Annotated in this window: 18 protein-coding genes and 1 pseudogene; 7 read left to right on the forward strand and 12 right to left on the reverse strand. The window is 39.9% G+C overall.

The annotated features are described in order from the left end of the window. Positions 1-181: 181 nt before the first annotated feature. On the reverse strand, positions 182-1,057 hold the full coding sequence (locus tag O9323_RS03135) for an ABC transporter ATP-binding protein (RefSeq protein WP_002740012.1): 876 nt from the start codon (positions 1,055-1,057) through the stop codon (positions 182-184). A 52-nt stretch (positions 1,058-1,109) separates the two neighbouring features. Next, the gene (locus O9323_RS03140; RefSeq protein WP_002751334.1) at positions 1,110-2,396 is read right to left on the reverse strand and encodes an RNA-guided endonuclease InsQ/TnpB family protein; all 1,287 of its coding nucleotides are present in this window, start codon (positions 2,394-2,396) and stop codon (positions 1,110-1,112) included. Positions 2,397-2,688: 292 nt separating this feature from the next. Here O9323_RS03140 and O9323_RS03145 point away from each other — a divergent pair, with 292 nt between their 5' ends. The 5 genes from O9323_RS03145 (at position 2,689) to O9323_RS03165 (ending at position 7,043) form a co-directional block, all read left to right on the forward strand. Continuing rightward, complete coding sequence (locus O9323_RS03145) at positions 2,689-3,189, forward strand: L,D-transpeptidase (protein WP_002751336.1); 501 nt, start codon at positions 2,689-2,691, stop codon at positions 3,187-3,189. Positions 3,190-3,387: 198 nt separating this feature from the next. Then, positions 3,388-3,642 carry a SemiSWEET transporter gene (locus O9323_RS03150; protein ID WP_002743903.1) on the forward strand — a complete coding sequence of 85 codons (255 nt, stop codon included), beginning with the start codon at positions 3,388-3,390 and terminating at the stop codon, positions 3,640-3,642. Positions 3,643-3,769: 127 nt separating this feature from the next. Beyond that, positions 3,770-4,993, forward strand: a complete 1,224-nt coding sequence (locus O9323_RS03155; RefSeq protein WP_002751338.1) for an RNA-guided endonuclease InsQ/TnpB family protein — start codon at positions 3,770-3,772, stop codon at positions 4,991-4,993. Positions 4,994-5,037: 44 nt separating this feature from the next. Beyond that, positions 5,038-6,291 (forward strand): FIST signal transduction protein, encoded by a 1,254-nt coding sequence (locus O9323_RS03160; protein WP_002751340.1) that lies wholly within the window; start codon positions 5,038-5,040, stop codon positions 6,289-6,291. Positions 6,292-6,329: 38 nt separating this feature from the next. Further along, complete coding sequence (locus O9323_RS03165) at positions 6,330-7,043, forward strand: Uma2 family endonuclease (RefSeq protein ID WP_002751342.1); 714 nt, start codon at positions 6,330-6,332, stop codon at positions 7,041-7,043. Here the strand turns inward: O9323_RS03165 and O9323_RS03170 are convergent. The 10 genes and pseudogenes from O9323_RS03170 to O9323_RS03215 all read right to left on the reverse strand — a co-directional run. Continuing rightward, entirely contained in the window at positions 7,040-7,819 is a 780-nt protein-coding gene (locus tag O9323_RS03170) for a DUF1350 family protein (protein WP_002739518.1), read from the reverse strand. The genes O9323_RS03165 and O9323_RS03170 overlap by 4 nt on opposite strands. Positions 7,820-7,984: 165 nt before the next feature. Next, positions 7,985-8,533, reverse strand: a complete 549-nt coding sequence (locus O9323_RS03175; protein WP_002793002.1) for a response regulator — start codon at positions 8,531-8,533, stop codon at positions 7,985-7,987. A 251-nt stretch (positions 8,534-8,784) separates the two neighbouring features. Then, a complete protein-coding gene (locus O9323_RS03180) occupies positions 8,785-10,563 on the reverse strand; it encodes a S8 family peptidase (RefSeq protein ID WP_288124677.1) in 1,779 nt (592 codons plus the stop codon). Positions 10,564-10,698: 135 nt separating this feature from the next. Then, a complete protein-coding gene (locus O9323_RS03185) occupies positions 10,699-11,133 on the reverse strand; it encodes a VOC family protein (RefSeq protein ID WP_002740177.1) in 435 nt (144 codons plus the stop codon). Between the two features lie 231 nt (positions 11,134-11,364). Further along, the gene (ovoA, locus tag O9323_RS03190) at positions 11,365-12,720 is read right to left on the reverse strand and encodes a 5-histidylcysteine sulfoxide synthase (protein WP_288124678.1); all 1,356 of its coding nucleotides are present in this window, start codon (positions 12,718-12,720) and stop codon (positions 11,365-11,367) included. Positions 12,721-12,760: 40 nt separating this feature from the next. Further along, positions 12,761-13,771, reverse strand: coding sequence for an L-histidine N(alpha)-methyltransferase (egtD, locus tag O9323_RS03195; protein WP_002739524.1), 1,011 nt, complete (start codon positions 13,769-13,771; stop codon positions 12,761-12,763). A gap of 229 nt (positions 13,772-14,000) precedes the next feature. Continuing rightward, complete coding sequence (locus tag O9323_RS03200; RefSeq protein ID WP_002743915.1) at positions 14,001-14,285, reverse strand: DUF7734 family protein; 285 nt, start codon at positions 14,283-14,285, stop codon at positions 14,001-14,003. A gap of 32 nt (positions 14,286-14,317) precedes the next feature. After that, entirely contained in the window at positions 14,318-14,911 is a 594-nt protein-coding gene (locus tag O9323_RS03205; protein ID WP_002740183.1) for a DUF3177 family protein, read from the reverse strand. Positions 14,912-15,086: 175 nt separating this feature from the next. After that, the gene (locus O9323_RS03210; RefSeq protein WP_002751352.1) at positions 15,087-15,311 is read right to left on the reverse strand and encodes a Calvin cycle protein CP12; all 225 of its coding nucleotides are present in this window, start codon (positions 15,309-15,311) and stop codon (positions 15,087-15,089) included. A gap of 315 nt (positions 15,312-15,626) precedes the next feature. Beyond that, positions 15,627-15,797: pseudogene (locus tag O9323_RS03215) on the reverse strand (DUF4164 domain-containing protein); the annotation flags it as partial. A gap of 145 nt (positions 15,798-15,942) precedes the next feature. On the opposite strand from O9323_RS03215, the gene O9323_RS03220 reads away from it, so the two are divergent. Beyond that, positions 15,943-16,701, forward strand: coding sequence for a DUF1822 family protein (locus O9323_RS03220; protein WP_149106397.1), 759 nt, complete (start codon positions 15,943-15,945; stop codon positions 16,699-16,701). 25 nt (positions 16,702-16,726) lie between these two features. After that, positions 16,727-22,627 carry an NACHT domain-containing protein gene (locus O9323_RS03225; RefSeq protein WP_288124679.1) on the forward strand — a complete coding sequence of 1,967 codons (5,901 nt, stop codon included), beginning with the start codon at positions 16,727-16,729 and terminating at the stop codon, positions 22,625-22,627. Positions 22,628-23,150 lie beyond the last annotated feature (523 nt).

Genomic DNA, 23,150 nt, shown 5'->3' on the forward strand with positions numbered 1-23,150 from the left:
TTAGGGTTGAATTCGGTTTTTAGGGACAGCCTCAGCTAATTGACCTAGACTCTAGCAGGTTGGCCCATAAAATTGACACCAGATCAAAGCCAAGAAATGCCGATTTAAACAGAGCTAATCTCAGAAAAACTGGAGTCAAAAACCGATAACTTAACAATTTCCTAAGGGACAAACTAAGAATTTAATCTAATTGATGTCCCGTCAGTTCCACAAAGATATCTTCGAGGTTGGAAGGGCGACACATTACTCCAGTTTTATCGCTCAAAGTGTCGAGATAGGCATTAGCATCAGCCACGGTGGGGAAGAATTTATAATCGATTTTATCGCCAACTTGTTTGATAACTAAACCCTCGCCATACTTACTACGAAAATCCGTTAGAGTTCCTAATTCGATTAATTTGCCCGCATCCATAATGCCAATTCTGCCCGGTTTTCCTGCGGCGTTATCCTGACAGAGAAATTCCACTTCTTCCATGTAGTGAGTGGTTAACAAAATTGTCATTCCTTGCTGGTTTAAATCGCGAATTACTTCCCACAAACGACGACGATTTTGGGGGTCTAAACCGACAGTTGGTTCATCGAGAAAGAGGATTTTTGGTTCGTGAAGAAGAGCGCGAGCAATCTGTAAACGTCGTTTCATCCCACCGGAAAGAGTTTTGGCCAGGGCAGATTTTCGATCGCTTAAACTGACATAATCTAAATAGCGATCAATTAATTCCTGTCTCTGGGGATTGGGGATATGGTGCATCCGGCCGTGAAATTCCATATTTTCCCAGACGGTTAATTCCCCATCAACGCTAATCTGTTGTAAGACTACCCCAATATTTTTCTTCACCTGATCGCGGTATTTTTTCACATCATACCCCGCCACTTCGATTTCTCCTTGACTTGCTTCGGTTAGAGTGATAATCATGCGGATTGTCGTCGATTTTCCCGCACCGTTGGGACCGAGTAAACCAAAGATTTCCCCTTTTTCGATAGCAAAGGAAAGCTCGTTAACTACCGGGAGATTATTATAGATTTTAGAAACGCGATCGAGAGCAATAGCGGCGGTCATAGTTACAAAAGTTAATATTCTAGCTATGGATTAGTTTGACATACTCCCACCGTCAAGCTACGCTGTGACGGGGGATTCTTGACCTATCACTATCGGAAATTCCTTGCTCGACGAGACAACTTAGATTCTCAATGTCTCCACTGAAAATCCAGAGGTCGGACTCTCCCAAGGCGTTTGGGTCGGTTTCTGTTTGCCCAACAGTACCGTTGAGATAATTTCCCAAGTATTGTAACCCTTTTTTAAGAATATTTATTGCTGCATTATGATCCCTATCTAAGACTGTTTTACAGTTAGGACATTGATGAGTTCTAGTGCTTAATGTTTTTTGAACTCTCGTCCCACAAACTGAACAATCTTGAGAAGTGAAATGGGGAGGAACAGCAATACAAACAATCCGATAAATCTTGGCAAAATAATTCAACCATTCAGTGAATTGATACCAAGAAGCATCAGAAATCGACTTAGACAGCTTACGGTTTTTTACTAAGTTTCTTACCTTTAAAGCCTCATAGACTACCAGATCATTAGACTGGACTAACGCCAAAGCGTCTTTAATTGCTTTGTCTTTACGTTGTCTTGATACTTTCAGGTGAAGCCTAGCTACTTTTATCCGTTGCTTGTGATAGTTTTTAGACTGTTTCTTTCCTTGACGAAATCGTTTTGATAATCTCCTTTGTGCTTTTTTAAGTCGTTTTTCTGACTTGCTTAAATAACGTGGATTCTCTACAGTATTACCTTGAGCGTCGGTATAAAACTCTTTTAACCCTAAGTCAATTCCTGTTATTTGTCCCGTTGGTTTATGGTATTCTTGCCGTTCTACATCCACGAGAAACTGACAATAATAACCGTCAGCACGTCTAACAACTCTTACCCGTTTAATCTGTTGTTCTGAATAATAAACTAATGTCTTTTGACTACACCATAAATCAAATTCTCCTGCTTTAAAACCATCAGTGAACTTGATTTTACGTCTATCATCAGATAGTTGGTAGCCTGTTAGTTTGTATTCAACAGAACGGCTATGCTTTTTGAACCGAGGAAAACCCTTTTTTCCAAGTATCTTAGCATGACAATTATGGTAAAACCGATTAATTGATTGCCAGGCTCTATCAGCAGCAGATTGACGAGCTTGAGAGTTTAATTTATTAACCCAAGGGGTCTCTTTGTTGTCTGCTAGTAAAGCACAAAGTTTTTGGAGATCATTGCGGGTTGTCCCTTGATTGTCCATCCAATAACGAACACAAGAGTTACGCACAAACTGAGATGTCCTAATTGCTTCATCTAGTCTTTGGTATTGTTCTGGTGTCCCGTTTTTTAACTTGGCTTCTACGACTAGCATCGATTAATCCTCGACCCTGGATAAGTTAAGTATAACACAGTTTACCTACAAATGGTAGAATTAAAATCGTGCTTCGCAGTCAATATCCTGGTCGGATTTCATCCCCCGCAAAGGTTGATGTCTTGTCGAAAAATTTAGCGGGGGCATTCATCCGACATTTGAGGTAACCGAATTAGCCCAACTCGACTGGGATTTTATCCTTCCTCCTCGGAGTCGTCCTATCGACTGTGGTTTGACATCTTCACAATCAGATTAGAATACGGATAAAAAATCTTGACTTTGCTGCTATCAGATGCGAGTTTTTCTGCCAATTCTGTGTTTATGTCTAGGAATAGGGGAATTTTTCCTCAATCCCCCCATTAGTCCCGTCAATTCCCTTCCCGCAACCACGGTAACTCGAACGGAAACCCGTTTGCTGCTGAATTTAAAAAAAAGACGAGTTTTTGTTTACCAAGGACAGAAAATAATCGCTTCTTACCGAGTGGCGATCGGTCGTCCGGGTTGGGAAACCCCGACGGGACAATTTAGGGTGATTCAGATGGTGCGGGAACCAGTCTGGGAACATCCTTTCACCGGTCAACTGGTGCCATCGGGAAAAAACAACCCCTTAGGGGCCCGTTGGATTGGATTTTGGACTGATGGCGCGAATTTTATCGGTTTTCACGGTACACCCCAAGAAAATCTCATCGGCCGGGCCGTCTCCCACGGTTGCGTCAGGATGCGCGATCAAGATATAAAAGCTTTATTTGAAAAGGTAAAAATCGGCACTTCGGTGATAGTAATCGCTCAATAAGTAGGGTCTGCTGAAAAAGTTTCTTGGTCAGGTTAGGAGTCGGTCGTCGGTGGTCAGTCCCGATGAAAAAATTTTCACCCCCACAGATGAAAGAGGTTTCCTTCCCTACACCCTACACCCCACACCCTCTTTCAAGTCAGGAGTAATTTAGATAGTCAACAGTTTAAAATGAGAGAAACTAAGCCAAGAGGATAAGCGGTGAATATTATTGAACTAATCGGGATCGTGGCGGGAATATTAACCACTGTCTCCTTTTTACCCCAAGTGATTAAAACTTGGCGTTATCGTTCGGCTAAGGACTTGTCCCTCACTATGTTTATTTGCTTTTGTCTGGGGGTTTTTCTTTGGCTTATCTACGGGATTTATATGAGCAGTAAACCGATTATTGTCGCTAATTTTGTTACTTTTATCTTAGCGGGGACAATTCTCTATTTTAAGATTAAATATGATTAAAACAACTGGCAATCCCTTGCAGCCCTATTGGCTCACGTCAACGAAGGCAGCAGGCGGTTGGCAGGGGGCCGTGTCAACTTAAAGAATTTTGTGTTAAGATATTGACACCCAGTCTAGCATTGTCAAAATGTTTGTACTAGAATACAAAGTTAAGCCAAAACCTAATCAGATAGAAGCCATTAATGAGGCAATACGGACAACCCAATTTGTTCGGAATAAAGTCCTGCGTTATTGGATGGATAATCGGGGTGTTGGCAAAACAGAGTTATTTCGGTACAACACAGCATTAAGGAAAGAGTTTAAATTTGTTGATGATTTAAACTCCCATGCTTGCCAGACTGCCGTAGAAAGAACCTTGCGGGCAATTACTCGGTTTTACGATAATTGCCAAAATAAAGTTAAAGGAAAGAAAGGCTACCCTAAGTTTAAAAAACATTCCCGTTCTGTTGAGTATAAAGTGTCTGGATGGAAGCTATCAAAAGATAAACGTCATATTACCTTTACAGACAAAAAAGGTATTGGCACTCTTAAACTGATTGGCTCTAGAGATATTAATTACTATCAACCAGACCAGATTAAACGGGTAAGAATCCTTAATCGTGCCGATGGTTATTATGTGCAGTTTTGCCTTAAATTAGACCCCAGAGACACGGTTAAGCCTTTAACACCCTCCCAGAAAGCCACTGGGATTGATGTTGGATTAAAGTTTTTCTTAGTAGATAGCGAAGGCCATCAAATTGATTGTCCGAACTACTATCGAAAAGCTGAAAAACAACTAAACCGATTAAACAGGAAAAAGTCGAAGAAATACCGTAAGGATAAAAAACAATCTCGTAATTATCACAAAGCTAGAAAGCGATATGCTCGGAAACATTTAAGAGTAAGTAGGCAACGAGAAGAGTTTGTCAAGAGTGTGGCACTCCGTTTAGTTAAGTCTAACGACTTAATCGCGTATGAAGACTTGAATATCAAAGGCATGGTTAAGAATCGTCATTTAGCTAAGTCGATAACTGATGCAGGATGGTCTGTTTTTAGGCAATGGCTAGAGTATTTTGGGGACAAATACTGCAAGTTAACTATCGCTGTCTCACCTCATAATACGTCTCAAAATTGTTCTAATTGTGGACAAAAAGTCCAAAAGTCGCTATCTACTCGAACCCATGTTTGTCCTCATTGTGGATATACAGATTGTCGAGACAGAAACGCCGCTTTAAACATCTTGCAAAAGGGATTAAGTAGCGTGGGGCGCACGCAAACTTTAAACGCTTCGGGAGAGATTCCCTCTTGGTTGGTTGGAGAAATCCTGCTTGCTAACGGAGACTCAATGAACGAAGAATCCCCGTCTCTTTAGAGCGGGGAGCGTCAACATTTAGACCAAATTTGGGGTCAAGAAATATGAGCGATCGCATCGAGTGGATTAATGCCCTATCAACCCGTCCCTCCCTAGAAGCGGCGGTGACGGAAGTAGTGGAAAAAGTGCAAGATAAGTTAGTTGGATCGGCAGATCTAGCCATAATTTTTATTTCTTCTGCCTATGCCAGCGACTATCCCCGTTTAGTTCCCTTAATCTTAGATAAACTCCCTGTTCCTGTCCTGATCGGCTGCGGTGGGGCGGGGATTGTCGGCATGGGTGAGAGGGAAAAAGCGCGAGAAATCGAAGCGAGTCCGGCTTTAAGTCTCACCGTCGCCCATTTGCCTAATGTGGAAATACAGCCTTTCTATATCGAAGCGGCGGAAATGCCAGATCTCGACAGTTCCCCCTCTAGTTGGACAGAATTATTAGGGGTAGAAGCGGCCAAAAATCCCCAATTTATCCTTTTAGCCGATCCTTTTTCCAGTCGCATCAATGACCTGTTAGAGGGTTTGGATTTTGCCTACCCCAGTTCGGCCAAAATCGGCGGTTTAGTCAGTGGTGGCATGATCGAACGTTCTGGGGGTCTATTCTACCACGATCAACAAAAACCGCGTAATAGCTATCTCTATCGTCAGGGAACCGTAGGAATCGCCCTTTCTGGCAATATTATCGTCGAAACTATCGTCGCCCAGGGTTGTCGTCCCATCGGACCGATTTATCAGGTGAGTGAGGGAGAACGCAATATTATCATCTCCATGACCGGTAAAGGGGCCGATGGGACTCCGCAACCACCTTTAAATCTACTGCGGGATTTAATCCCCTCCTTAAGGGAAAAAGACCGGGAATTAGTGCAAAACTCCCTTTTTATCGGTATTGCTAGGGATGAGTTTAAAATGCAGTTGCGGGCCGGGGATTTCTTAATTCGCAGTGTTTTGGGAGTAGATCCTCGTCAAGGTGCGATCGCAATTGGCGATCGAGTTCGTCCGGGGCAGCGGGTACAATTTCACCTGCGCGATGCCGACACTTCCGCCCTAGATTTAGAATTACTTTTGCAAGCTTTTCCCCAAGAAAGACCTAATAGTTCAGAGGTACTAGGGGCTTTAATCTTTTCCTGTCTCGGTCGCGGGGAAAATCTCTACGAAAAACCGGACTTTGATTCGGGTCTTTTTCAGCGTTATTTCGCCAATGTTCCCCTCGCCGGTTTCTTTGGCAATGGAGAAATCGGGCCGGTGGCCGGTCGCACTTTTTTACACGGTTATACCTCGGCCTTTGCCCTCTTTCGTCAGGGAATTTAATGTTATACTAAATAGTTAGTACGCTAGGGAGTAGAACGATGGTAAAAGCCCAATCTTTCTCTGAGTCGGAGATTATCTATGCCGATAGTGATGGTAAACCGATGGCCGATAATACCAAACAGTTTCGCTGGATTGTGACGATTAAGGAAAATCTCGAATGTTTATTCGCAGACAATGACAATGTGTTTATCGCCGGCGATCTGTTGTGGTATCCGGTCGAGGGGGATAATAAAATCTGTCAAGCGCCGGATGCTATGGTGGTGTTTGGCAGACCCAAGGGCGATCGAGGTTCCTATAAGCAATGGTTAGAAAACCAGATTGCGCCGCAGGTAGTCTTTGAAATTCTCTCTCCGGGCAACACTAAAGCGGAAATGCGCCGAAAATGGCAATTTTATCAGCGTTTTGGCGTAGAAGAATATTATCTCTACGATCCCGATGCTAATTATCTACAGGGTTGGTGGCGCAGGGGTGATCAATTGGAGATGATTGCCGGGATTGATAATTGGCAGAGTCCGCTTCTACAGATTCGTTTTCAACTGGAGAGTCCCCAGTTAGCTATTTTTTATCCCGATGGCTCCCGGTTTTTGACCACCCTAGAAATCAAGCAAAAAGCGGAATTAGCCGAACAAAGGGCTAGGACTGCCGAACAGCAAGCCCAACAGGAACGACAACGGGCCCGGGAAGCTGAGGCAAAATTAGCCCGCATAGAGGCGCAATTACGGGCAATGGGGATTAATCTGGAGGAAAGCTAACGAGGGGCGGGAAGGACGGGATTTAACCAGTGGAGAATCTCATCTTTGAGACGGGAATTATCCCGGGCAAGTCCCTGTTTTAACCATTGGCCGATCGCGTCGAGGGGAGTAAATACTTCTCCGGTTTGCCAACTGACATCTTGACCCAAGGGAGTGAGATGATTACCCGGGAGAGTTCGCAGGGCAATTAAATCATTAAAGCGTTTTTTTAGCAGGGGATTTAATACCAGAGATTGATCGATCGTGTCGTCTTGAAAACGGATTAAAAGATTGCGACGAATGGCATAATCCTGGAAAATTAACTCGTTTGTTTCTTCGGGGGAAGGGGTAAATTCGAGGTTAAAAGTGGTGTCAATTTGCAAAGGTTCGATGAAGGGAATAGCCCGACGAATCGGATAATTATTAAAGGAAATGAGGATATTTCCCTCCCGTTCCACTTCGTAGAGACTACCGATTAATAAATGTAGTTTACACCCCATACTGTGACCCAATCCGTAGATGGGGAGATAACCTTGGCGCAGACTATGATTCCAGCGCAGACGTTCAATAATATTATCAAAACGGTTTAAAACTGTGCGGGCGATCGATTTGTGATCGAGGGTATTAACAAAGGGAGTAGCGACAATAGCGTATCCTGAATTCCCAAGACTTTCTAATAACCAACGATAGGTAATATTCGGTGCCGCCGCCACAAATGCCCCACCTAAAAAGTGAATGATACCCCGGGGACGACGGGGGAGAAAAACCCAATTACCTGCTATTTCTTGCCAATTCATAATTAGTTATCAGTGAATTAATAACTTCTTAGTCACTCACTAAATAAATACCACTTCCTATTATACTAAATCCTGTTGAAAAGGGATAGGAGATTAGCCAGAGATTAGCGACACCGGATAAGGATAACTGCTTACCCAAATCATCAAAGATCGGGATGAATAGTTCTAGGCTAGTTTTTTCTTAATAAAAGCCACTAATTGAGACATTTGTTTTTTGATAGTTTCCATTTCTGTTTGCATTTGGGCAATTTGGCCATGGAGATTCTGAATATCAGTGCTATAATCCCCGGAGAGTTCCTCTAGTTTCGGGTTAGAAACTGTTGGTTTGGCAGAATACTGTTTTGCCTTGGCCATCGCTTCTTTAATCGCCTGTAGCAATTGTTTTTGGTCGAAAGGCTTTTCAATAAAGGCAAAATATTGGAAAGGTTCGGGTATTTTCTCTACTACCTCCTCTTTCCTTCCTGACATTAACACTAGGGGAATACTTTTGAGATTATCTTCGCTTTGGATTTGCTGAAACACCTCCCAACCGCTCATTTTTGGGAGAAGGAAGTCCAAAATAATCAAATTTGGGTTTTCGGTACGAATGAGATTATAGCCCTCTAATCCGTCTTTAGCTTCGAGGAATTCAAAGTTACCCTCCGGTAACATATCGCGAACGCGCATCCTAATCACTTTACTGTCATCGATAACGAGAATTTTATGATTTGACACGATAGACACCTGAGAAAAGAGACAATGGATAAACTCGATGATTCGAGGGGATATTGGCGAAAACTTTCGGCATAGGCATTGAGAATTCCCAAAAAACCCTTAGAAACTAAGATACACCATAAAGAAAAAAACCTCGGTTAATGTCCGAGGCTGCTGTTGTAGGAGAACTCAATGCAAAACAAAAGGAAGATACCAAAACCAAAAAGGTTTTGAACGGTAAATCACCTTTGTTGTCCCATTGTAACCCCTGTTTAAGCGTATCGGGAGGAAGTAGCACTTTTCAGGGCTAAATAACCTAAACCGAGACATAAAAGCGCATTTATGCCCAAAAATGCCTGAGCGATCCTACCAGAACCTAACCAGACCAGAGTAGGATCGATAACGGCACTGATACCTAAACTCACCGCCATGGCTAAAGATACCCCCACCGCTAACCATTTTGCCTGGGGATGACCCAAAAGCAGAGCAATCAGGACAAAGGGCAGGATAACACTGGCAAAAAGCGGATTAAGGGCAGAACTTCCCTGAATAACGCCTCCTAGGTCGGAAAGAGAACTCCCCATCACTCGGAAAGGCCATTGGGGTAAATCGAAGATATAAAGACCTCTGAGGAAAAATAAGCCAGAACTGCCAAAAATTAGACCAGCATTCAAAAATCCGTTCCAGGGGAAGGGAAAATAATTTCTCAGCCACCAAGCGAGGAGATAAGAACCCAAAACCATAGCCATTTTGGGCAAAACCGCCACCGCACCGCCATCAATCCAGAAACGGGGATTGAGATAACCGTTATCGCGCAACCAACGCCAAAAATCTTGGAAAGTAATCTGTCCTTTCAGGGCCAATTGTACGGCACTGCCCGCGTCTAATTGTCCGGCCCCAAAATGATTAAAGGGATCATCATTGATCTTACGGGCTGACTGTTGCAAAACCTCTAAAACTGCATTGGGTTCTTTAATTCCCGCAGCCTTGATTAAAGCTACCACCCCGGCAACGTGAGGGGCTGCCATGCTGGTTCCCTGAAAACCGAGGAACGCCGGTTCCCCCCCCTTAGCGGGATCGATGGTTTCTTGGATAATTTTACCCGTATCGGAGCCGCCGGGGGCAGCAATATCGATTCCAGCCCCGAAATTAGAATAGGGGGCCTTATTTCCGGAGGCATCTACCGCAGAAACGCCGATAACGTGGGGAAAACGGGCAGGATAGGCGGCGGAATTATCATCGGCATTACCGGCAGCGGCGACGATTACCACACCTTTACTATAGGCATATTCGATCGCCTCTTTCATTACTTGGGTTTCGCCTCCACCCCCTAAACTCATATTGATGACATCGGCTTTATTATCGACAGCAAAACGGATCGCTTCGGCAATATCGCCCACGGTTCCCCCACCCGTCCCGGAAAGCACCTTGAGGGGCATAATTTTGGCTTTGTAGGCGATGCCGGCTACCCCGTAGTTATTATTGGTCGATTGGGCAATTGTTCCCGCTACATGGGTTCCGTGACCGTTATCGTCCTCGGCATTGCTGCGATCATTGACGAAGTCGTAGCCTTCGACAAACTCGGTTTCTCGCAGATCGGGGACTTTTGATACACCTGTATCAATAACGGCGACAGTGATCCCCTCACCGTGATTTTCTTCCCAAGCGCGTTCGATGTTAATTCCCCGCAGGTTCCACTGTTTGCTATAGTCGGGGTCATTGGGGGCGATAAAAGCATGATATATATAATCTGGTTCGATCGATTCGGTGTATTTTTTTAGCTCGGAATTGCGGAGAGTTTTCAGGAGTTTGCTATCTCCATCGATAATGTAAAGATGTTCATCGATGGAAAAAATACTATTTAAACTGGTGGTTTTTCCCGCTTTTTTATTGACAGTATTTAACTGCTCATCGAGGACGTTGACCGGTATATCGTCCTTAAAGTCGATTAAAATTGATTGATATTCGCCCCGATTTGCTAATCCAGTAAAGTGAAAGAGCGCAAATCCTAGACCGATAATAAATAGGGTTAACAATAAGAGTTTTTTCATAGATTTCCTAAGAATTGATCATTGCCAGCCAAGGTTTTTTTAGTTTCGATGAGAGAATCCGAGGGAAGTTCCCCTATTTTTGTCGCAGTTAAAGATAGGACTAACCAGTTACAAAAAAGTCACCTGTTGTTTATTTTAAGCTCGATCGCCGATCGCTGTTAATTGCCGACTGGCAAAAATAGCTTCGTAGTGGCGATAATGTTTAAATTCGAGGAGATTATAGAAAGGATCCTCTAGAAAAAAGGTTTTATGTTCGGTTATCTCCCCATTAAAGCGAGTTTTTGGTTCTAGATAAAATTTTAGTTGATTGACTCGTGCTTTTTCGAGAAGATTGTCCCAATCCCTGGCATCCGGCAGAATTAGACCAAAATGGCGAGGATAAATGCTATTTTGGGGAGTAAGAGGCATTTCGGTGACGTGAGCGACTACCTGATGACCATAGAAATTTAAGATTATCGCTTTCTCGGTTTCCCTTCCTGCTAAACAACCTAAACCATCACAGTAAAAGCTTTTAGCTGTGGACACATCGGTAATCGGAATAGCGAGATGAAAAATTGCAGGTTGATTCATGGCGATCGAGTTTATCCGCATTCTACTAGGTTCTATTGTAGCGATCGAGGGGCGACCCTTCCGGGAATTTTTTTTTAATTGGCAATTACCTAGAATTGGCCCGATAAATCTCAAGATATCAAAAAGTGCTGGCTTTTGCAGTAATCGGGGGAGAAAATTAGGCACTTTTTCCCTGAAAATTAGGTAATTGACCCCCTGAAAATGGGTAAAACCCCACACCCCACACCCCACCTAAAGACTTTGTGCGATTCTAAAACCAGCGTGTTGATAAAAATTCCGGCGAAACCAATTGCGATAGTAGGGTAGGATTTCTGTGCCGTTAGTCACCCAAGCTCCTCCTAACATCATTTTATGTTGACTATTAAAGAAAGGAGTGGAATTGTCAGCATAGAGGTAATGGGGTTGAAAGTCAGTTAAGGGATTAAAATCATCTTCTAGCCATTCCCAGACGTTACCGCGTAAGTCATAAATTTCTGAGTTATTGCCCGTATTTTTTAACATTCCTACGGGAGTGGGAGAACAGAATTTTAAATTGAGGTTATAGTCATCAAAGTTATCGTTTTCTAGGGTATAACATCGATTTTTTTGACTGCCATAGGTGGCTAAATTCCACTCAGCTTCCGTCATTAAACGTATTCCTTGACCTTGAAAACGACAGTAGGCGATCGCTTCATAATAGTTAACTTCTACTGGCCAATCAAGAGGTAAATCGAGAGCATCAAACATGGATCGATATTGATAATTTCCTCCCTCATCTACCAGCCAAAATTTAGGATATTTGACTCGATAATGATTTTTCCATTGCCAAGCTTCCTCATCCCAATAACTGGGATTTTCGTAGCCACCATTATGGACAAATTCTTTAAATTCTCCGTTGGTAATCATATATTTACTCACCAGAAAATTGTTAACTTGAACTTGACGATAACCATACTCATTATCCCAACCATAAACAGGAGAATCCTGGGGTTTACCAATTTCTACTATTCCCCCAGAAACCTCCACCATTTGATTAGGATAAGCTTGACCAAAAGAAGGGGCATAATGCCAACCGGAAGGACGTTGCAGACAATCTAACGGCAGTTGTCTGAGTAACATTGAAGATGTTTCAAAGTGAACACGCTGATGCTCGATTCCCATCATTAATGACCAGAGAGAATGCTGCGGATGAATAGGAAGATTGAGGGGGATATTTTTAATTATTTCGACCACAATTTCATAGACTTGTTGCCGATATTCCCAAACTTTATCCACCCTAGGCCACTGAATCTGAGCGATAGCAGAGTTTAATTCTTCAGGAGTTGCTGGATCTACTCCCACTCCAAACAATAATTCATAGTCAGGATTAGGGCTTTTTTTTAATAGGTTAACCATCTGCAATTTATTCAGATAAAAAGCGGCAGCATGACCTAAATAAAAGATGAGGGGATTTCTTAAATCATCAGGGTTACAATAAAAAGCTTCTTCTTTGATGATGCTTTTTAACAGCATATCTTCTAATTGCCAAGCATTTTCAAAATAGTCCAGTATATTTTCTCGACTACAGTTACTTAGAGAGATAGGAGCCTGTGCTTGAATCTTTTCCATGTTTTTGTGCCTCTATTACTGATGATAATGTTTTCGTTAATTACAGGGATAACTGACAGAGAATTAACCCAAATAAATTTTCAGGATCGGTGAAAACCTTGAGCGGGTTTAATCCCTTTGATTCTAGGTCTTTTTGCATAGTTTCTAGGTTGAATTTACGCGAGATTTCTGTTAAAATACTCTCCGATGCTTGAAAATTAACTGTTAAATCGAGTTTTTTGAGATGAACAGGGTGAGTTTTTTGACAAATTAAATACATTTCAATTTGAGATTTATCTTGATTATAGATAGCTTGATGACTAAATAAATCAAGGTTAAAATCAGCTTGAAAACGCCAATTTAAATGGGAAAGCATATTTAAATTAAAAGCGGCCGTCACCCCTTGAGCATCATTATAAGCGGCTTCTAATATTGCCGACGGTTTTTGGAGATCAATCCCCAATAAAAAATAATCTCCAGCTTTTAAGACAGTGCCAATTTTTCCTAAAAATTTATCACATTCAGCCGCAGAGAAATTACCGATTGAACTTCCCAAGAAAAAAATCATTCTAGTATTATCGGAAGCATTTTGATAATAAGCTAAGGCCTGTTCATAGGTTCCAATTAACCCCTGAATGGGTAAATTAGGATATTCTTTTTGTAATTCTATGGCACTAGCTTGGAGAATAGTTTCACTAACATCGATAGGTACATATTTAGAGGATTTTTGTTGCCGATAATAAGCGTCCAATAACAGACGAGTTTTAGTGGAACTACCACTACCTAATTCTATCAATTCGCAGGGACCTGTATAGGCGACAATTTCTTGAGCATATTCTTGGAGAATAGCCGCTTCTGTCCTAGTGGGATAGTATTCTGGCAATTGACAGATTTCTTCAAAAAGTTGGGAACCTTGCCGATCATAAAAATATTTAGATGGTAAACTTTTGGGGGTTTTAGTTAATCCTTCAATCACATCTTTTCCCTGATCTTTAGCTATATTTTTACCGGTGGCAGCGGTGGCTAAATACTCAATTTGTAATAGTTCTTGTTTAGATGGTTTAAGCTGCATAGATTCTCCAGATTATTCTCCAGTTTTTTGATTGTTCTCGATCGATGCCGGGGACGAAATCCACTTTGACAGCTTGAATGCTGGCAGAGATTATCGTTCCCCGGTAATTTTACCATAAAACGCCGCAAAATTTACCTCTTGTCTATCTAGACAAGGTTTGTGGAAGGTAAATAAAAGCTGTTAAATCCATCGAGATGGGTGCTGATATTATCCAAGCAAAATTACCCGTTCAATTAATCAGTAAAAATTGCATTTCCTCTAAGCTAAGATTTTCTTGGATATAGCGAGGATTAAGGGGATGATAAGGACTAGCAAGACGATCTATCTTAATAATTGTCGCCGTTTCAGGAATGATCGGAATATCGGGATCGTAGGGGGTGCTGCGAGTAAGAGAACTAGAAAAACCCTTAAAAATAGAGATTTCTTCCTCCTCCCCATCCACAGCAATAGTCACTAATAAAACCTCTTGGGGATTTTTGAGGGTGTATTGTTCGAGTTGTTGACCAATATTCATAGAAAAATGGCTAATTATCGATAGCTAAAGACTTACTGTTGTAAAGCTGAACGTCCCTGTTTGCCAAGGCGAATAAGAAGAAAATGGGCAAAATAGAGAGTATAAAAAGAGAGACCAACCAAACCAAAAAAGCCCAAAACATTAGCGGTAGCTTCTGAATGAAAAATCTCGCGAAACTGCCAGGGTGCTTCCTGCCAAACCTGACAATAGGGAGAATTTAGCAATTCCCCTGACATAGCACAGGAGAGAAAAGGTAAGGTAGAAATCGCGCCCAGAGGAGAATAGATAGTTACTGCCCAACGCCAAGCAGTGGTGACAAATTTAATCGGACTAGCGGGTAAATCTTTAATTTCATCGTTAATATCCACCCAAAACCAGAGGGAAATCGGGATTAAAATCTTAGCTAAAAAACTGGTGACAAAACCAATCGGCCAGGAAGCAATCATTAAATATACAGTAATTAATAAAAGACTAGCCACTCGCCAATAGATAATCAACAATTTCTGTAATGATTCGATTTTTGCAAATAAAGACCAAATCAACAAAATTGCCGGAATAATCACCGTAAATAGGACGGCTAAACGATAATCTATCCAAACGAGAGGACGAAACCAAAGTTGATTCATAAACTATTCAGACATAATTACACTGTCAACATTTTACTGTCTTCGGACGCAGCAGCTAAAATCGGCCACAGCTTGACCAACAAACAAGAAAACGAGGGGCGATCTCTTTATAGTTGAGATCGCCCTAAAGCTAGGATTCTACTGTGAGGAGAGAAAAAACCGCTGCCCGACTCCATTAATCGTCATAAACGCGACACTCGGCCGCATCGGGATTATCATCACAATACTGTTCGAAGTAGGTTTTTTGGGGGTGGTCTTGACGTTGGTGAGCTGCTTCTGCTTGTAATTCTTCCACCGCATCCCAAGCGGCGGCGCATTCGCCAGAGGCGGCACCTTCCGTACTACAGACGGCTCTGGCGTTTTCTAGCTCTTCTTGAATTTTATCTTGGATATTGCTCATGATTCCTCTGGAATTGATCTATTGACACTCTAACAATTATACAGTCACCTTCTCAAACCACAGGATCGGTTATCCCACTCGATCGCCCTTCCTGTGCTATGAAGCCGATCCTAGCGCAATTGTTGGGGAATTTAAGATCAAGATTTCCTGACTAGGCCAATTTTTAGCCCAGATTTCGCACTGGAGAAACGCCACAGGGATTTCTCCCCAGGATAGACAGCGAGCAGAAGCATATACTGACTTATTTAGGCCGTCTTACCAGTCTCGATGCTCCCTTAGACAGGGTGGCGCAGATCGAATAAGTTATTCTAGGGACTAGGGGAAAAAGACTGTTTTGCTGGCAATAGTCAGCATTCCTGTCACCAAAATGCCGACAATGCTAAGGAATCCAATGGTGGTAATGTTGACTCGTGCGTTGAGATCGTCAACCTGCTTTTCTAGTCGCGTAACTTTGGCATCTAAGGCCTTAATATCCCCTTTAATTTCTCCACTCTATCAATATTTTCTCGGTCGAGCATTTCTACTCTAGAATGAAAGATATTGCCATCCCCGTTAGGGAATTTATTAGAAACTTGAGGTATGTAAATGTGACATAATCACAGTTTCGCATTTAACCTTCATAAGATGGAATATGAATATCATTGACGCTTTAAATCTCAAAAACCCCCAAGATTACCCTTCTAGAGAAGCTTATCAGCAAGACGTTGTCAAAGCGGTACAGGTATTGATGCGTCTAGGTATTATGGATAGTCCCTCGGCCGATTTAACCGCTTCCCTAGACTCTATCCTTGAGAAATTACAAGAGGATGAACTGGCTATCTACGGTAGAAAACGCAGTAAACAGGAAATTATCGCCGATTTAAAGCAAGTTAATAGTGAAATTGTCGAACTCGATCGAGAAATAGCCGACTTAGAATGGCAAATTGCCATCAAAAAAGCTGAAATATCTGTTAACGAACCAGTCAATACCATTATCCGTTTTCGTGATTGGAAGCAGGGAATTTTTGGACAGGGATGGGAGGCAACGGAAACTTTGCTCGGCGATCGCCCTAGATCAACGGCAGGGAATGGGCTTGAGCGTAGCAAATTTTATGATTTAGGGGTGGCGATCATTGGTTACGCTATTGTTTTAACCGTTGAGCTTATTCCCGATTCTCCCACAAGCAGTCAAGCGAAAGTACGAATTACCACCGCTCAAGGGATCCCTTATTTGCCTCCTCAACTGAAGTTAGCTATTCTTAATGAAGATGAAACCCCTGCTTTAACGGAATCGGTATCAAGAGAAAGGGATACTTGGATTCAGCGAGAGTTTAGCCTCAATGAGGGTGAAGTTTTTAAAGTTAAGATTGCTTTAAATGAGTTCAGTCTGATTGAAACTTTTGAGGCTTAAGATTCTCAAGACTAGGTAGGAAGCTATGTCAAAAAACTATAAAAAGGTCAATATTGAACTTGATCAGGAGGCAAAGCTCAGTATTTTTGATGTTACCCAGGGTTCGGGCAGCAATCCTCTCATGCGTGTCAGTTCTACTCTAGTTTTACCTGAGAATCAACGGGAGTCTAGCTGGTGGCAAGGAAATTTTCGCGGGTTAGTTCGTCAGGATTTGAATAATCCTCCTCGTATTGGTGATATTCCAGGACAGATCACAAATTATTCTGAGGAGATACAGCGAAATGCTTGTCAAGAGGCAAGAGAAGAATTTGCAAATCAGTCAAGACAATGGCTAGAAGACAATTTACGGACTCTAAAAGAGGAAATTCTGGATAAAACCAGTGATCGAGAGGAAGTTATTATCAACATTTCTACCGATGATCGTAAATTTATTGAGTTTCCTTGGTCAGAATGGTCGCTCTGGGAAAAACGTCCGCAGGCTTGGTTTGCGCTTAGTCCGACTACCTATAAATTGCCACCTAGTGCTAAATCTAGGGAGGGCAAGATTCGTCTTTTAGCAATTTTAGGGGGCGATAAAGGGATTGACGTGCAGAAAGATAAAGTATTTTTAAATCAGTTGCCGAATACTGATCCTGAGTTTTTAGTCAAAGAACCTAAATCAAGGTTTAGTGATGCTTTATGGGAGCAGACTTGGGATATTCTATCTTTTTCAGGTCATAGTTCTAGTCAAGGCGATCGCGGCTCCATAGCAATTAATGACCATGAGAATTTAAATCTGGATGAATTAAGAGATGGTTTAAAGAAAGCGATTTCTAGAGGCTTAAAGTTAGCTATCTTTAATTCCTGTGACGGTCTCAAGTTAGCAGAGTATTTACAGGATTTGAATATTCCGCAAGTTATTGTTATGCGAGAGCCTGTACCGAATGGCGTTGCTCAAGACTTTTTTAAGTATTTTCTGGATGCTTTTTTTCATCAAAGAGAGTCATTTTATTATGCTGTCAGAACAGCAACTGAACGTATTAATGAAGACTATAATAATAGTTATCCTGGGATTGGTTGGTTGCCTGTAGTGTTCCAAAATCCTGCGACAGAACCATTGAGTTTAGACACCGAGATTCGTTATACTGCTCAAAATATTCCTTGGCAGACAATTTGCAATGACCGCTTACAATTACAGCAAAAACTAACAACAAATCCCTTGACGGCGCGAAAAGTTAATAGAAAGTATGAGCGAGAAGAAGTCTATGTACCTCTCGGTTTACTGGAACGTAAAGTTATTGAGAAATATCCAGCGTACACGCAATCTCGAAGAGAAAGAAGTAATTTTAACCCTCTAGGTGGTGTCATTCAAGCCATTAATCAAGGGATAAAAAATCTAAATCCTTTCAGTAAAAATAAGAATCAAAATGAGCCAATCTCAACTGATGAGCCGATCATTTTTAAAGAGGTAACAACTGAAGTTGAGGTTATTAAAACCTATGAAAATCAGGAATTTTTAGAACAGGTATTAAAACGTTGTCAAAGTCCTAAAAGTCAGGGAAAACGTATCGCAATTATTGGAGAACCAGGTTCGGGAAAAACAACCTTGTTGCAACAGGTTGGCCGTTGGTTAGGTCAAGAGATGCCCGAAGATATTCCTATTTGGGTGTCTTTAGCAGATTTACAAGGTCAGGATTTAGAGCATTATTTATTTGATACATGGTTAAAGTCTGTTATTAGGAATATTAATATAGATGCGGATTTTAATCGGATTGAAAGTAGTTTTAAGCAGCGATTAAAAGCAGGCAATATTTGGATATTATTGGACGGGGTTGATGAAATGTACAACCAGTCTGTTAACATTTTACGAGAGCTTGAGAAACAAATCAATGAGGTTAGTTGGTTTGACAATACTCGAATTATTTTAACTTGTCGTTTAAATCTTTGGGACAATGATTTTAATGCTTTAATTGAGTTTGATACTTATAAAACGCTTAAATTCTCCTATCCTGAGCAAGTAGAGGAGTTTATTACTCGTTGGTTTTCACCCTATGATCAAGAAAATAATCAACAGCAAGGAGCTAAATTAATTAATGAGTTAAAAAATGAGGGGAAACAGCATGTTCAGGATTTAGTTAGGAATCCGCTTTGTTTAACGTTGCTTTGTTGGAATTGGTATCATCAACAGGGTCAAAATCGTTTACCAGAGACGAGAGCGGGTTTATATCGTCAATTTGTTAATAGTTTATTACATTGGCAAAATGAGGGCAAAAAGTATCGTTTATCGGTGACTTCTAAGCAATTAAAACAGCTAAATCGTCAGATAGGTAAATTAGCTCAATATTGTTGGGATCATGAATTGACTCGTTTTCGATTTCACGAAGATATTGTCTGTAAGTTTTTGGGTGAACAAGGTAATGATAGTTCCTTATTTAATCTAGTTCTCAAGTTAGGTTGGCTTAATAAGGTAGGAGAAGATGTTAACAATAAAAACAAAAATATTTATGCTTTCTTTCATCCTAGCTTTACGGAATACTTTGCGGCGGTGGGAATTGAGGATAGTCGCTTTTTTTTCAATCATATTTCCTATAATCCTAATCATTCTAGAGCTAGTTACCGTATTTTTGATACCCAGTGGCGAGAAGTTTTTTTGCTGTGGTTGGGTAGGGAAGATTTAGCAAAAAGCAAGAAAAATCGTTTAATTAATGCTTTAACAACGTTTAAGGATGGCTGGGATGGATATTATCAATATCAGGCTTATTTTATGGCGGCATTGGGATTAACGGAATTTGAGAATCCGAGAAAGCAGAAAAAGGTTATTAAGCAAATGTTGCGATGGGCAATCTTTGATGAGGAGTATCTTTTAGATAATAAGGATAAATATTCTTCTTTTAGAACAGTTGAGTTATCTCAATCTAAAGATGAATTTCTACAGCAATATGGATTTGATCTTGAAGAGTCTTGGAGCTTTGATAAGTTTCTGGGTGGTGTTGATAGCAACTATTTTTATGACGTAATTTGTAAAGTCCGAGGAAAGCCTGATTTATGGAGAGATAAATTAACAGTAGCCCATGCTGCGGGTAGGGTTTTAACTGAGTTAGGTTTTTCTTTAATTGAGGAAGAACCAATAGAAACACCAGAGAAAGAGATACCAGTACCCGTCAATAATCAAGCACAATCAGAGTGGAATTTTGATGATATTTCTGAATTTATACGACTAAGATCGGGGTACAATTACAAATATCCTTCCAATAGTTATAAACAATATACGAAGAACACAATAACAGAGGATAATGAAGAATCTGTTAATAAAACTTTTGAGGTATTACCTCATATTGTAGATTTTCTCAAGGTAAATTCATTAGGGATAACTACCAAAAATGATGCGTCTCTGGATTGGAAAAAAGCATTTGAATATTTGATTCAACTTTCTATTGATCATGAATTGATTGTCGAATCTTTGGCTGAAGTTATTTCTGCCTTGATTCCACAGGATGAGAAAAAAGAATATAATGCTAAGTTACAAACGGCTTTTAAGTGTATTAAGGAAATTGCGCCTATTGAGTATAAAGTATCGTTGATTGCTCAATTAATGATTTATTTTGACGATCTAGAAAAGATTCAGGATTTGATTGATGATTTAAAACAATCCTTGCAAGAGCTACCATCTTTAAATGAATCTATCAAAGATGCATTAACTGATTCTTTGAAAGAGAAAATTTTTAAATCTCCTAATACCTATACAAAATACATAGAGATTTATGCCCAATTGTTAGGAATACCTGCTCAGATTACACCGATCATTTTATCCTTCACTATCCATGATATTCAGTCAAAAAATCAGTATGATAAAGATATTCTCACTGTGTTAGATGTCTTAGAGCGAAATTCATCTAATCAATATTTTCTTCACTTAATTGCTTATTTTAAAGAGGGTTTAATTAATCACGACTTAGAAAAACGTGGCTATAGTTTTAAACAGCTTTATCACTATGCTTCAGGCGTTTCTTATCAAGATTTTTCTAAGGTATTTTTTACCCCTAGTTTTAAGTTATCTTTAGCGATTCAGTCGCTTTATATGAAAATGAAGCGGGATATTTGGTTAAGAGAATATGATAGATTTTCTCAGTTAGCTGATCATGGAGTGATAAAATATTCGCTATATCTTAAACTACTTGATCTCATCCATAAAATCAGAAATTTGATAACATACCAAAATAATCTTCAAGATTATCTTTTAGAATTTTATTTATATATTCTTAGCATTGTTGAATATTTATTCTTCCTCATCCGATTAATACACTATGCCATGATTCCCTTTTTATATATTTGTCAAGGTGTAGATTGGCTCATGTCTTTTATTTTATGGCTGTTTTGTAAGTTTACGATTATACCCATTAAAATATTAATCAATACTTTTAGCTTCTCCCAAAAAATTCAAAGAGAACGAGTTTATTTCCGTCAGCTTAAAAATTATTGGCATACTTTTGACGGATGGACTCAAGAAATTTTAGTCAATTCAATGAGTCATAATACCCAGAATATTGATGCCTCTGATGGGACGGGGGCAATTGCTGGCTTTATAACTTTCTTTTTAGGATTTATTGTTTTAATCATTCCTCCATTGTCTGAACTATTTGATAAGTTTATTACCACGAATTTAAAATTGGTTATAGAATTGATCTTTTATCATTTCAGTAATTACATTAATCACCCTAACCTTTATCTCGTTTATGTACAATGCTTGGATGCTCTGGAAAAATTTCTAGGAATCAATATTAACTGGTGGCAAGCGGATACGATAACTTCTCGATTAACCATTTTACTAACTAAACTTGGAATTCTGCTAACCATAACTATACTTTTCTTTTGGATTATCAATCCAGATAAGTTATACGGGAAAATTGAAACAATTAGAAACAGTAATTTCAAGAAATTCTCTGGAATGCTTGATTTTAAGCAAAGATTAAAAATAAGTGGAAAATATCATCGTGATTTTGATCCGATTTCATTTGTTAATTTTACCTGTAACCACAATACCCAATCAAGTAAATGGAATTCCCTTTCACAAAAAGATCAATGGGAAATCTTAGCTAGAGCTTTACAGTATTGTAAGAACCACTCGGGAACATTCTTTTTAACTAAGAAATTTTCTTTGTTTTGTAGCAAATTAAATTGGGAGCCTATCTCGACATTAAAGTTATTTAAAAGAATTGTAATAACCATTTTTAAATCATCAATTTTAGCACTTATTATATTTGTTTTATATTTCTTATTTTCTGATCAATCTAATTATGATGGATGTAATTTCTATATTAATAGGACATATAATATTTCACGAGCGGAAGTTGTTCCTATTATTTATAATTACATAAGTTACATAACTGATCAGCTTCAAAAACTACAACAATATTGTTTAAGCAATCCTCATCTAAAGAATATATCAGAAATAGATAAGTTACTCATTAAGTTTGTCGGCTTAATAAATAGTACCCTGCCTACGAAACCTATAGAACCTATATCGCTTACAGTGCTTGAGCTATTAAAACGCTTGCTTATTGGTGTCTTATTGATGATATTTATGATAATCTTTTATACTTTAATGATTATGTTTATATCCTGGAAGGAAATAATAACAGCAGAAATTTCCAAACAACTGTTAAAAAGCTCAACCAAATTTCAAAAAATCAGAATACTTAAATTTTTTGCTGAAAATTATAGAGATTACCGTTTAATTATGAAAAGCCTTGAAATTAAAGATGCTTCTCAGCGTAATCAAATGCTGATTGAAGGTGGAACAAGATACATTTATAAAAAGCTGTTTAAAGATTTTGAATACCTAGAAATTGATCAAGATCTGCAAAAACTGTTTTGGCAATACTATCTCTCAAAATATAAAAAAGATCATCCTGAGCTAGTTCAAGAAATTATGGACAGCTTTAATTAATCATTTGTCTCAATTGCACGTTACCTCCTCTCAAGTTCTAAACTAACGGGCAAAAGACCATCTCCTCAAAAAAGCTTGGCGAAAATGCAAACTTAGGGCAATGGGTGCGGATAGAGAAGTCATACCAAATTTCAAAAACTATGGCATACTTAGGGTTTGCTGAAAAAGTACGGGCGAAGCATTCGGATAGAAAATCTACGGTTTCACCGATAGGTTATTGCCCGAATGCTTCGCCCCTACAGGACGCGGGCCGATGAAGACGCAAGGTTTTGAACGACGATTCTCTAAAAATCTTGCACCTGTTTCGCGAGAAAAGCCACAAAACCCTTACCTTGCCTAGATTTCACATTTATTCAGCAAGCCCTACTTATAGAAAAGATGAGGCTCTTCGGGAATTGTTATGCAAATAATTAACTTAAAATAAAATTCGATGAGAGCAACTACGCTCAAAAGTAGCTGAAATTCATACAGGAAAGGACTTAAGGCACAAATAGGTTAATACCAAAAGATAGACAATCGAGTT

This window comes from Microcystis sp. LE19-131.1A (genome assembly GCF_027532015.1).
GTDB classification, from domain to species: domain Bacteria; phylum Cyanobacteriota; class Cyanobacteriia; order Cyanobacteriales; family Microcystaceae; genus Microcystis; species Microcystis ichthyoblabe_A.